This is a genomic window from Streptomyces sp. NPDC005483, from assembly GCF_040606035.1.
Taxonomy (GTDB): domain Bacteria; phylum Actinomycetota; class Actinomycetes; order Streptomycetales; family Streptomycetaceae; genus Streptomyces.
Genome location: NZ_JBEXEA010000028.1, coordinates 60,464 through 72,006 on the forward strand (window position 1 = coordinate 60,464; position 11,543 = coordinate 72,006).

Below are 11,543 nucleotides of genomic sequence, written 5' to 3' on the forward strand. Positions count from 1 at the left end.
AAGACCCGCCGGTGGGAACTTGCCTGAGTCGCCCAACTCCGCTTGACCGAGGGGCCGTACAGGTCTTACGTTCTGAATGTGCGGCCGTTCGAGGCCGCCCGCAGTCGCGAAGCCCCCGGTTGTTCCCCCGTGATCGGGGGCTTCGTTCTGCCCTCACCCACCCTTCCGGACGCCGTGAGGCGTGATTCGCTCACCCTCGGTCACCGTCCGCGGTGCGCCTCATCTGCTCCCACCTCGTCAAACGGCCTGTGCGGCACCCTACGGCGGGCGACACCACCGCAGGTACGATGCCCGTGGTGCGACCTACGGACGACTGCTCTGCGCACCGTTGCAACTCCGGTCCGCGGCACAGCGGTTGACGAAGGCGGCCATCGGGCGTCGGCCCGGTGGTGAAACCACGGGGGCACGGTTTGTGGGGGACGTGATGGATTTCGGCACGCAGGGCCCCGAGGCCCCGGCCGACCTCGCCTGGCTGCGAGGTGTGGACGCCTACACGATGGGCGCCTATCCGCAGGCGGAGGAGGAGTTCCGGGCCGCGGTGCGCATCGATCCCGGGATGGCCGACGGCTGGCTCGGACTGCACGCGCTGCGGGTCGACACGACGACCGCGCTGCTGCGGATGTTCCGGCACCGTGAGCGCTTCGGCGAACAGCGCGCCCGGCACCGGCGCACCCTCAACTCCTGGTACTGGCTGGGCTGGTGGGTGCAACCGGTCCTGGAGAGCCCGCGCGACCTGTTGCTCGCACACGCCTCGCACTGGCTGGACGGGCGCCACGTCCCCGAGCTCGACCGGGCCCTCGCGGGGCTGCCCCCGGTGGACACCGACCACCAGGTCCGCTTCCTGCACGCCTGCCGCGCCTACCTCGTCAAGGACTGGGAACAGCTGGTCCGGCACACCGACCCGCTGATCGACGACCCGATGCTCGGCATCGAGGCCGGTCTGTTCGGCGGCATGGCCCGGGTCCGCCTGGAGATGTACGGCCAGGCCGAACCACTGCTCTCGGCGGCCCTGATGCGCTGCCGCAGCGAACAGCCCCAGCGCAAGGAGCTGCGGTACTGGCTGGCCCGGGCGCACGAGGGGACGGGCCGGTCCGCGGCCGCGCTGCCCCTCTACCGGGCCGTGCACCGCGTCGACCCCGCCTTCATGGACACCTCGGCCCGGCTGGCCGCGATCGCCGAGGGCGACGGGTACGACGACTCCGCCGACCTCGCCGCCATCACGCTCACCGGGTTCGGGCAGGACATGCTGGAGGGGCCCGACGGGATCGACCCGCTGTTCGGCATGGAGGGGCGGGACCTGAAGCTCTCCGATCCGGAGCCGCCGCCCACCGGTCCGCTGCCCTCGATGACCGACCCGGCCGGCCGCGAGAGGTCCGGCGCCGGGGCGGGGCCGCTGCCGGCCGGGCCCACCGATCCGGACTTACTGGAGGAGGCGCTCACCGAGCTGGAGCGCATGGTGGGGCTGGAGCCCGTGAAGCGCCAGGTCAAGGCCCTGTCCGCCCAGTTGAACATGGCCCGCCTCCGCGCCGGGCAGGGCCTGCCGGTCCAGCCGCCCAAACGGCACTTCGTCTTCTCCGGGCCCTCCGGCACCGGCAAGACCACGGTGGCCCGCATCCTGGGCCGCGTCTTCTACGCCCTCGGGCTGCTCGGCGGCGACCATCTCGTCGAGGCGCAGCGGGCCGATCTGGTCGGGGAGTACCTCGGCCAGACGGCGGTCAAGGCGAACGAACTGATCGACTCGGCCCTCGGTGGCGTCCTCTTCGTCGACGAGGCGTACTCGCTCTCCAACTCCGGTTACGGCAAGGGGGACGCGTACGGCGACGAGGCGCTGCAGGTACTGCTGAAGCGGGCCGAGGACAACCGGGACCACCTGGTCGTGATCCTGGCGGGTTACCCCGAGGGCATGGACCGCCTGCTGGCCGCGAACCCCGGACTCTCGTCCCGCTTCACGACCCGCGTCGACTTTCCGTCCTACCGCCCCCTCGAACTCACCTCCATCGGCGAGGTGCTGGCGGCGGAGAACGGTGACGCCTGGGACGAGGAGGCGCTGGACGAGCTGCGCTCCATCGCCGGGCACGTGGTGGACCAGGGCTGGATCGACGAGCTGGGCAACGGGCGGTTCCTGCGGACGCTGTACGAGAAGAGCTGCGCGTATAGGGATCTTCGGTTGTCGACGTATCCGGGGATGTTGAGCAGGGACGACTTGTCGACGTTGCGGCTGCCTGACCTGATGCAGGCGTACGGGGAGGTCCTGTCGGGGCGGGGGCCGCAGGATCCGTCGGCGATGTAGCTCGTCGGCTGCGGGCCGGTGGGGGCTTGTCGCGCCCCGCGGCGGAGCCGCTGATGTCACAGCCCCGCGCCCCTGAAAGCAGTGGGCACGGCTGGGCACGCACGCGATCAGCCCCTACTCGGCCGCAACCGAAGCACTACGACGCCAACGCCTCCTCGCTGCTGCGAGGCTCAGTGACCCGGACCTCCGGCAGGTCCCGGTGCGCCGGGTCCCGTACTTCGCCCACCAGCAGTTCCAGTACGTCCTCCAGGGCCACCAGACCCAGCACCTTCCCGGACCCGTCCGCCACCTGAGCCAAGTGCGTCGCCGCCCGCCGCATCACCGTGAGCGCGTCGTCCAACGGCAGATCGGACCGCAGCTTCGTCATCGGCCGCCAGATCTGCTGGGGCACCGCCCGCTGCGAGTCCTCCAGATCCAGTACGTCCTTCACATGCAGGTACCCCATGAACGCACCGTTCTCCGCGGCGATCGGGAAGCGGGAGTACCCGGTCCGGCCGGTGAGTTCGATGATCTGGCCCGGGGTCACCGAGGGGCGCACCGTCACCAGTGACTCACGCTTGAGCAGGACGTCCGTCACCGGGCGGGAGCCGAGTTCCAGCGCGTCCTCCAGGCGTTCCTGTTCCTCGGGGTCCAGGAGACCCGCCTGGCCAGAGTCCTCCACCAGCCGGTTCAGCTGTTCGCTGGTGAAGACCGCCTCGACCTCGTCCTTGGGCTCGACGTGGAAGAGCCGCAGGATGGCCCGGGCGCAGGCGCCGAGGGCGATGGTGATCGGCCTGCAGAGGCGGGCGAAGTAGACCAGGCCGGGGCTGAGCCAGAGCGAGACCTTCTCCGGGGCCGCCATCGCGAGGTTCTTCGGGACCATCTCGCCGATGACGAGGTGGAAGAAGACGACCGCGGCCAGGGCGATGACGTAGCCCAGCGGATGGATCACGCCCTGTGGGAGGTGGATCCACTCGAAGACCGGCTCCAGCAGGTGCGCGACCGTCGGTTCGGCGACCGCGCCGAGCGTCAGCGAGCACACCGTGATGCCGAACTGGGCCGCCGCCATCATCTGGGGGAGCCGCTCGAGGCCGTACAGGACCTGGCGGGCCCGTGCCGTGCCGAGCGGTTCGATCTGGCTGCGGCGCACGGAGACCAGCGCGAACTCGGCGCCGACGAAGAAGCCGTTGGCGAGCACGAGCAGCGCGGCAAAGAGGAGCTGGAGCACGCTCATCGGGCGGCCTCCATGACGTTGACCGCGGGAACCGTGCGGACCAGGCGGACCCGCTCGGCGCGGTAGTGCCCGATCTGTCGGACGGTGAGCCGCCAGCCGGGCAGTTCGGCCCGGTCGCCGACGGCGGGGATACGGCCGAGCAGGTCGGCGACCAGCCCGGCGACGGTCTCGTACGGGCCCTCGGGCACGTCGAGGCCTATGCGCTGGAGGACGTCGACCCGGCAGCTGCCGTCGGCGTCCCAGGCGAGGCGGCCGTCCTCGGGCGGGGCGGCGGCGAGTTCGGGGACGTCCTGTCCGTCGTGCTCGTCGCGGACCTCGCCGACGATCTCCTCGACGATGTCCTCCAGGGTGACCACGCCGGCCGTGCCGCCGTACTCGTCGATGACGACGGCGATGGGCTGCTCGTTGCGCAGCTGGGCCAGGAGGGGCTGGACGGGTAGGGTCTCGGGGACCAGCAGCGCCGGGCGGGCGATGCGGGAGACGGGGGTGCGCAGGCGGTCCTGCACCGGGACCGCCAGGGCGTCCTTGAGGTGGGCCATACCGACAATCTCGTCGATCTTCTCCCGGTAGACCGGGAAGCGGGACAGGCCGGTGGCGCGGGTGAGGTTGACGACGTCCTCGGCGGTGGCGGAGGCCTGGAGCGAGCTGACCTTCACGCGCGGGGTCATGACGTGCTGCGCGGTGAGCTCGCCGAGCGACAGGGTGCGGACGAAGAGGTCCGCGGTGTCCTGTTCCAGGGCGCCGGCCTGGGCCGAGTGGCGGGCCAGGGAAACCAGCTCGCCCGGGGTGCGGGCGGATGCCAGTTCCTCGGCCGGCTCGATGCCGAGCGCACGGACGAGGCGGTTGGCCACCGAGTTCAGCGCGGCGATCACCGGCCGGAACAGCCGCGCGAAGACGTGCTGCGGGCCCGCGACAAAGCGGGCGACCTGCATCGGCTTGGAGATCGCCCAGTTCTTGGGCACGAGTTCGCCGATCACCATCTGCACGGCCGAGGCCAGCAGCATGCCGACGACGACGGCCACACCGGAGACCGCGCCCTCGGGGATGCCGACGGCCGTGAACGGGCCGTGCAGCAGTTCCGCCAGGGCCGGTTCGGCGAGCATGCCGACGACGAGGGAGGTGATGGTGATGCCGAGCTGGGTGCCGGAGAGCTGGAACGACAGCTCCTTGAGCGACTCGGCGACCCTGCGGGCACGACGGTCGCCTTCGGCTGCGGCCTTCTCGGCTTCGGTGGCCTCGACGGTGACGAGACCGAACTCGGCCGCCACGAAGAAGCCGTTGGCCAGAATCAGCAGGAAAGCCGCTCCCAGGAGCAGCAGGGGGATGGTCATGCCGCCGCCTCGATCGGGAGGGAGGGAGCGGCGCAGGTACTACAGGACGATCCGTCCATCGCTGGAGGGAGTCACTCCTCGGGTAGCAGGAACAACGAGAGGCGGAGGCGCAAGGAAAACGCCTCCGCCAACAGATTAATCAAGACATGGCCGACTGCGGCAGGGTGAAAGCCCCTGAGTCAGCCCTGATCTTCGTCGGAGCGGGCTGCGGAGTGCGCCTCGGCGAGTGCCCGCAGGGCCTTCGCGTCGGCGATGGCCTGCTGTTTCGCGATGCCCGGCTGGATGCCGAGGGCAGGCAGGCTGGTGCCGTCGCTCAGATTGAGGAACACCCACGGATCGCCCGGGCGGAGGTTCACCTGGATGATCTCGGCCCATTCCAGGTGTCGCCGGCCGGCGATGTTCTGGACGGTGACACCGGACTCGTCGGCGACGACCTTCACCCGGGCCAGCAGGAACAGCACACCGGCGAGCAGGGCCGCCGTGACGATGAAGCTCAGGCGCTCGCCGGGGCCCAACTGCTCCAGCAGGAGGGCGATCACCGTGATCGTCACGAAGATCGCGACACCCGCCGTGATCAGCACGGCACGGGTGCGGCCCGGCCGGAAGGTGACGGGGAGGGGGGGCAGTTCGGAGGACATCTGCGGCACGCCCCTCACAGACGGCAGGCGTGGATGGCCGTCGTCAGGATGGCCCGCGCGCCGATGTCGTACAGGTCGTCCATGATCCGCTGCGCCTCCTTGGCGGGGACCATCGCACGGACGGCGACCCAGCCCTCGTTGTGCAGCGGGGAGACGGTCGGGGACTCCAGGCCCGGCGTGAGCGCGACGGCCTTCTCGAGCTGCTCGACCCGGCAGTCGTAGTCCATCATCACGTACGTCCGGGCCACCAGGACGCCCTGGAGGCGGCGCAGGAACTGCTGGACCTTCGACTCGGCGGCCTCGTCTGCGTCGGCGCCGGTGCGGCGGATGACGATCGCCTCGGACTTCATGATGGGCTCGCCGAAGACCTCCAGGCCCGCGTTGCGCAGGCTGGTGCCGGTCTCGACGACGTCCGCGATGACCTCGGCGACCCCGAGTTCGATGGCGGTCTCGACGGCGCCGTCGAGGTGGACGACGGCGGCGTCGATGCCGCTGTCCGCCAGGTGTCCGGCGACGATCCCCTCGTACGAGGTGGCGACCGTCTTGCCCTTCAGGTCCTCCACGCCGCTCGCGGTGCCGGGCTTGGAGGCGAAGCGGAAGGTGGAGCGGGCGAAGCCGAGGGGCAGGATCTCCTCGGCGTCGGCGCCGGAGTCGATCAGCAGGTCGCGGCCGGTGATGCCGATGTCGAGCTGACCGGAGGAGACGTAGATCGCGATGTCCCGGGGGCGGAGGTAGAAGAACTCCACGTCGTTGACCGGGTCGACGATCCGCAGTTCCTTGGACTCGCGGCGCTGCTGGTAGCCGGCCTCATGCAGCATGTCCGCCGCAGGGCCTGACAGGGAACCCTTGTTGGGGACGGCGATGCGCAGCATGAGGTCGGCTTCCTTTGCTCTCAGGGGTGGTTTCGGCGACTGGCTTACAGGTGGGCGTAGACGTCGTCGAGGGAGATCCCGCGCGCGACCATCATCACCTGGACGTGGTAGAGCAGCTGCGAGATCTCCTCGGCGGCCGCCTCCTTGCCCTCGTACTCGGCGGCCATCCAGACCTCGGCGGCCTCTTCGACGACCTTCTTGCCGATGGCATGGACGCCCTTGCCGACCAGTTCCGCGGTGCGGGAAGTGGCGGGGTCGCCGTTGGCTGCCTTGTGCTGGAGCTCGGTGAAGAGCTCCTCGAACGTCTTATTGGACATGGTGGCGCCCACTTTACGCGTAAGCCCGGACCACCTAGTGCCACGGTTCAGATACTGAGCGGAGGGTGGCCGCCGTGGCCACCGCCGCCGTCACCGCCTCGTGCCCCTTGTCCTCGTTGGAGCCCTCGATGCCGGCCCGGTCCAGGGCCTGCTCCTCGGTGTCGCAGGTGAGGACGCCCATGCCGACGGGGACGCCGGTGTCCACCGAGACCTGGGTGAGGCCCTGGGTGACGCCCTGGCACACGTACTCGAAGTGCGGGGTGCCGCCGCGGATGACGACACCGAGGGCGACGATCGCGTCGTAGCCGCGGCCCGCGAGGACCTTGGCGACGACCGGGAGCTCCCAGCTGCCGGGCACCCGGAGCAGGGTCGGCTCGTCGATGCCCAGGTCGCGCAGGGCGCGCAGGGCACCGTCGACCAGTCCGTCCATCACCTTCTCGTGCCACTGCGCCGCGATGACGGCGACCCGCAGGTCGCCCACGTTGCGTACGGACAGCTCCGGTGCACCCTTGCCGCTCACGTTCTCAGACTCTCCTCGAAGTGCTTGTGCTACTGGTTGCTGCAGGTGGACACGGGGGTGGTGTCCAGCCAGGGCAGGTCGTGGCCCATCCGGTCCCGCTTGGTGCGCAGGTAGCGGAGGTTGTGCTCGCCCGCCTGTACGGGCATCGGCTCCCGGCCGGTGACCTTGAGGCCGTGCCGCAGGAGGGCGTCGGACTTGTCGGGGTTGTTGGTCATCAGGCGCAGGCTGCGCACCCCGAGGTCCTCCAGGATCTGCGCGCCGGCGCCGTAGTCCCGGGCGTCGGCGGGCAGGCCGAGCTCCAGGTTGGCGTCCAGGGTGTCGTGGCCCTGTTCCTGGAGTTCGTACGCCCGCAGCTTGGAGAGCAGGCCGATGCCGCGCCCCTCGTGGCCGCGCAGGTAGACCACCACTCCCCTGCCCTCGGCCTGGATGCGCTCCAGGGAGGCGTCGAGCTGGGGGCCGCAGTCGCAGCGCAGGGAGCCGAAGATGTCGCCGGTGAGGCACTCGGAGTGGACGCGGACCAGGACGTCCTCGCCGTCGCCGATCTCGCCGTGGACGAGGGCGACGTGCTCGACGCCGTCGACGGTGGAGCGGTAGCCGTACGCCGTGAACGTGCCGTGGGCGGTGGGCAGCCGGGTCTCGGCCTCGCGGCGGACCGTGGGCTCGCTGGTCCGGCGGTAGGCGATCAGGTCCTCGATGGAGATGATCGTCAGGCCGTGCTTGCGGGCGAAGGGGATCAGCTCGGGCAGCCGCAGCATCCGGCCGTCCTCGCCCGCGATCTCGACGATCGCGCCGGCCGGGCGCAGTCCCGCGAGCCGGGCCAGGTCGACGGCGGCCTCGGTGTGACCGTTGCGGGTGAGGACGCCTCCGTCCTTGGCGCGCAGCGGGAAGATGTGGCCGGGGCGGACGAAGTCGGTGGGCTCGGCGTCGCCGCCCGCGAGGAGCCGGAGCGTGGTCGCGCGGTCGGACGCCGAGATCCCGGTGGTCACACCGTGCGCGCCGGACGCGTCCACGGAGACGGTGAACGCGGTCTTCATCGACTCGGTGTTGTCGTCGACCATCTGCGGCAGCTTCAGCCGGTCCAGTTCGTCGCCCTCCATGGGGGCGCAGATCAGGCCGCGGCACTCGCTCATCATGAAGGCGACGATCTCGGGGGTGATCTTCTCGGCGGCGACGACCAGGTCGCCCTCGTTCTCGCGGTCCTCGTCGTCGACGACCACGATGGGGCGGCCGGCCGCGATGTCGGCGATGGCCTGCTCCACCGGGTCGAGCGCGAAGTCCTCGAAACCGTCGGTGCTGTAGAGAACGGGTGCGGCGGTCATGCCGGCGCTCCTTCCATGACGGGCCGGGCGGACTCTCGGGAGCGCAGCCACCAGTCGCGCATGCCCCACAGGACGAGCGCGCCGTAGATGACGTAGACGAAGCCGGAGAAGGCGTAGCCGTTGGCGAAGTTCAGGGGGACGCCGACGAGGTCGACGAGGAGCCAGGCGAACCAGAACTCGACCATGCCGCGCGCCTGGGCGTACATGGCGACGACGGTGCCCACGAAGATGTAGGCGTCCGGCCAGGGGTCCCAGGACAGGGTCGGGTAGGCCTTGAAGAGGAGGGCGACCGCGACGGTGCCCGCGGCGGCCGCGCCGGTCATCGTCGCGCGCTCGGTCCAGGTGGCGAACCGCGGGGCGATGTGACCGTCGCCGGACTGGCCCTTGTTGCGGTTCCACTGCCACCAGCCGTACAGCGCGACGACCATGACGACGGCCTGCTTGCCCGCGCTGCCGGTGAGGTGTCCGTAGAAGGCACCGAAGAGGATGAGGCCGGAGGCGAACTGCACCGGCCAGCTCCACAGGTTGCGCCGCCAGCCGAGGGCGAGGGCGATGAGGCCGAGGATGTTGCCGATCATGTCCGACCACAGGATGTGCTGGCCGAACAGGGTGAAGGCCTCGGTGTTGAGGGAGTTCACTTCCCCGCCCCCTGACTGCTCGCGAGCAGGCGCTCGACGTACTTGGCGACGATGTCCACCTCGAGGTTGACCGGGGCGCCGGGCTGCTTGAGGCCGAGCGTGGTCAGGGCGAGGGTGGTGGGGATCAGGCTGACGGTGAAGTGGTCGGGGCCGGCGTCCACGACGGTGAGGCTGATGCCGTCCACCGTGATGGAGCCCTTCTCGACGACATAGCGCGAGAGGTCCGCGGGCAGCGAGATCTTGATGATCTCCCAGTTCTCGGAGGGCTTGCGCTCCAGGACCTCGCCGGTGCCGTCCACATGCCCCTGCACGATGTGCCCGCCGAGGCGCGCGCCCACGGCGGTGGGGCGCTCCAGGTTGACGCGGGAGCCGACGCCCAGGGCGCCGAGGCTGGAGCGGTCGAGGGTTTCGGCCATGACGTCGGCGGTGAACTCGTCGCCCTCGTGGTCGACCACGGTCAGGCAGACGCCGTTGACGGCGATGGAGTCTCCGTGTTTCGCGCCCTCGGTGACGACGGGGCCGCGCAGTCGGAAGCGACAGGCGTCGCCGAGGTTCTCGACGGCGGTGATCTCGCCCAGCTCTTCGACGATTCCGGTGAACACTTCCCGGGTCCTCCCTGCCTCTTCGGGCACGGACTCCGGGGCTGTCGATGACGACAGAATGGACGAGCGGGAACATCGGGGGCGACGCCGGACGCACTCGCCCCGCAGGACGAACGGATACGACGGCGCGCACGAATGCCCGCCCGCGCGCACTGCCTCCCATCCGGACTTTAACCGTCGGTCCAGGAATTTCACCTGGTCAACCGGCCGCTGGAAGCGGTCGGGTCGCGGACTGTAACCGCCGGTTCGGACTTTCACCGACCCCGGAGTGCGCTGCTTCTGGTACAGAGCCAGTTTGCCACGCCTGATCGGCGTCCATACGGGCGAAGGGTGTGGGGTGGCTCACAGACCGTGTCGATGGACTTGTGCGGCGGTCCGGATTCCCAACGGGCGGATGGCGCATATCCATTGACGAAATGGTCTAGTCCTTTTTAGGGTCGCCGTGCGTGGACACCTGTAGAGACGGGCCCGGCGGCGGTGACGACGGCCCTTGCCCGCCGCCGGGTCTCCTTTCGAGGACTACCCGTTGAGGACTATCCGCGGGCCGATGGGGGGCGAGCGGACGCGACACCGAGTCCCTGAAGGGGCGCGAACAGCTCGTCCTGGGCCCGCTCCCGCGCCGTGAGCAGGGCGCCCCGCAGGACCGCCCCTCCTCCCAGCACACTCGCCCGCACCTCCGTGGGTAGCGGTGACATGCGGCGGACTCGTCGCTCCACTCTCGCCGCGAGGTCCGCCCCGCCCGCCTGGCCCACCTCGCCGGCCAGGACCAGGCAGCCCGGGTCGAGGATGGCGACGACCGAGGCGACTCCCACGGCGAGGCGGTCGGCGAGGGCGTCGAGGAAGTCCGCCGCAGCTCCCTGCACCGCCACCGTCGCAGCTCCCGGCACCGCTGCCGTCGCGGCGCCCGCCACCGCCTGCCGGACCACGCTCGCGGCCAGCGGCTCGTACCCCTCGGCCTCGACGGTCAGCCCGTGCCGCCCGGCCAGTTCCACGATCGCCGCCGACCCCGCCAGGGAGTGGAAGCCCCCCTCGCAGTCCACGGCCGACGGCAGTCCCGCGGTGCCCGGCACCGGCAGGAAACCGATCTCCCCCGTGCCGCCCGACGCGCCCCGGCGCAGGGTGCCCTCCAGGACGACGGCCGCGCCGGTGCCGTGGCCGAGCCACAGCAGGACGAAGGTGTCCCGGTCCTGAGCGGCGCCCTCCCGCTGTTCCGCCAGCGCCGCGAGGTTGGTCTCGTTCTCGACATGGACGCGGGTTTCGGGGAGCCGCTCCTGCAGCGCCAGCACCAGTCGCCGGTGCCATGCGGGCAGGCCGCCGGAGTCGCGGAGTTCGCCCGTGGCCGGGTCGATCAGGCCGGGGGCGCCGATGCCGACGGTGTGGAGCTCCGGCACTCCCGCCTCCTTCGCCGCCCGCTCGACCAGCGCGACGGCCTGCTCGACCGCGGGCCCGGTCCCGGTGTCCCCGCCGATGGGCACCGACGCCTCGGCCAGCACCCGTCCCAGCAGGTCGGAGACGACGACGGAGACGCCCTCGGTGCGGACGTCGAGGGCCGCGAGGTGGGCCAGGTCGGCGACGATGCCGTACAGCCTGGCGTTCGGGCCGCGGCGCTGCGCTCCCGACTCCCCGACCACGCCGATCAGTCCGGCGGCGGCCAGGCGCTCGACGAGGTCGGCGACGGACGGCCGGGACAGTCCGGTGAGCTGCTTCAACTGCCCTGCCGTCAGCGGGCCTTCCTGCTGGAGCAGTCGTAGGGCGAGCCGGTCGTTGATGGCCCGGGCGGTGCTCGGGGATGCGGGCATGCCG

11 protein-coding genes and 1 riboswitch are annotated in these 11,543 nt (G+C 70.8%); of the genes, 1 reads left to right on the plus strand and 10 read right to left on the minus strand.

What is annotated here, in order from left to right; genetic code table 11:
* Positions 1–424: 424 nt before the first annotated feature.
* A complete protein-coding gene (locus ABZT06_RS37840; protein WP_355751748.1) occupies positions 425–2,290 on the plus strand; it encodes an AAA family ATPase in 1,866 nt (621 codons plus the stop codon).
* A gap of 136 nt (positions 2,291–2,426) precedes the next feature.
* Here the strand turns inward: ABZT06_RS37840 and ABZT06_RS37845 are convergent, their stop codons facing one another.
* The 10 genes from ABZT06_RS37845 to ABZT06_RS37890 all read right to left on the minus strand — a co-directional run bounded on the left by ABZT06_RS37845 (position 2,427) and on the right by ABZT06_RS37890 (position 11,539).
* Entirely contained in the window at positions 2,427–3,503 is a 1,077-nt protein-coding gene (locus ABZT06_RS37845) for a hemolysin family protein (protein WP_355751750.1), read from the minus strand.
* Positions 3,500–4,834, minus strand: a complete 1,335-nt coding sequence (locus ABZT06_RS37850) for a hemolysin family protein (protein ID WP_355751752.1) — start codon at positions 4,832–4,834, stop codon at positions 3,500–3,502. The genes ABZT06_RS37845 and ABZT06_RS37850 overlap by 4 nt, the downstream gene beginning before the upstream one ends.
* 179 nt (positions 4,835–5,013) lie before the next feature.
* Complete coding sequence (locus ABZT06_RS37855; RefSeq protein ID WP_355751754.1) at positions 5,014–5,472, minus strand: PH domain-containing protein; 459 nt, start codon at positions 5,470–5,472, stop codon at positions 5,014–5,016.
* Positions 5,473–5,486: 14 nt separating this feature from the next.
* The gene (gene hisG / locus ABZT06_RS37860; protein WP_355751756.1) at positions 5,487–6,344 is read right to left on the minus strand and encodes an ATP phosphoribosyltransferase; all 858 of its coding nucleotides are present in this window, start codon (positions 6,342–6,344) and stop codon (positions 5,487–5,489) included.
* 44 nt (positions 6,345–6,388) lie between these two features.
* Positions 6,389–6,661: a phosphoribosyl-ATP diphosphatase gene (locus ABZT06_RS37865; RefSeq protein ID WP_020117406.1), complete on the minus strand. Its 273-nt coding sequence runs from the start codon at positions 6,659–6,661 to the stop codon at positions 6,389–6,391.
* Between the two features lie 34 nt (positions 6,662–6,695).
* Positions 6,696–7,181 carry a 6,7-dimethyl-8-ribityllumazine synthase gene (gene ribH / locus ABZT06_RS37870; protein WP_355751758.1) on the minus strand — a complete coding sequence of 162 codons (486 nt, stop codon included), beginning with the start codon at positions 7,179–7,181 and terminating at the stop codon, positions 6,696–6,698.
* 29 nt (positions 7,182–7,210) lie between these two features.
* Positions 7,211–8,500, minus strand: a complete 1,290-nt coding sequence (locus ABZT06_RS37875) for a bifunctional 3,4-dihydroxy-2-butanone-4-phosphate synthase/GTP cyclohydrolase II (protein ID WP_355751760.1) — start codon at positions 8,498–8,500, stop codon at positions 7,211–7,213.
* Positions 8,497–9,138, minus strand: a complete 642-nt coding sequence (locus tag ABZT06_RS37880) for a nicotinamide mononucleotide transporter family protein (protein WP_355751762.1) — start codon at positions 9,136–9,138, stop codon at positions 8,497–8,499. The genes ABZT06_RS37875 and ABZT06_RS37880 overlap by 4 nt, the downstream gene beginning before the upstream one ends.
* Positions 9,135–9,740 (minus strand): riboflavin synthase, encoded by a 606-nt coding sequence (locus tag ABZT06_RS37885; protein WP_355751764.1) that lies wholly within the window; start codon positions 9,738–9,740, stop codon positions 9,135–9,137. The genes ABZT06_RS37880 and ABZT06_RS37885 overlap by 4 nt, the downstream gene beginning before the upstream one ends.
* A gap of 145 nt (positions 9,741–9,885) precedes the next feature.
* A riboswitch (FMN riboswitch) is annotated at positions 9,886–10,016 on the minus strand.
* Positions 10,017–10,273: 257 nt separating this feature from the next.
* The gene (locus tag ABZT06_RS37890) at positions 10,274–11,539 is read right to left on the minus strand and encodes an ROK family transcriptional regulator (RefSeq protein ID WP_355751766.1); all 1,266 of its coding nucleotides are present in this window, start codon (positions 11,537–11,539) and stop codon (positions 10,274–10,276) included.
* Positions 11,540–11,543: the final 4 nt, after the last annotated feature.

Coding starts and splice junctions, on each gene's coding strand:
- ABZT06_RS37845 (WP_355751750.1), bottom strand. CDS start 3,503: ATGAGCGTGCTCCAGCTCCTCTTTGCCGCGCTGCTCGTGCTCGCCAAC.
- ABZT06_RS37890 (WP_355751766.1), bottom strand. CDS start 11,539: ATGCCCGCATCCCCGAGCACCGCCCGGGCCATCAACGACCGGCTCGCC.
- ABZT06_RS37855 (WP_355751754.1), bottom strand. CDS start 5,472: ATGTCCTCCGAACTGCCCCCCCTCCCCGTCACCTTCCGGCCGGGCCGC.
- ABZT06_RS37840 (WP_355751748.1), top strand. CDS start 425: ATGGATTTCGGCACGCAGGGCCCCGAGGCCCCGGCCGACCTCGCCTGG.
- ABZT06_RS37875 (WP_355751760.1), bottom strand. CDS start 8,500: ATGACCGCCGCACCCGTTCTCTACAGCACCGACGGTTTCGAGGACTTC.
- hisG (WP_355751756.1), bottom strand. CDS start 6,344: ATGCTGCGCATCGCCGTCCCCAACAAGGGTTCCCTGTCAGGCCCTGCG.
- ABZT06_RS37865 (WP_020117406.1), bottom strand. CDS start 6,661: ATGTCCAATAAGACGTTCGAGGAGCTCTTCACCGAGCTCCAGCACAAG.
- ABZT06_RS37850 (WP_355751752.1), bottom strand. CDS start 4,834: ATGACCATCCCCCTGCTGCTCCTGGGAGCGGCTTTCCTGCTGATTCTG.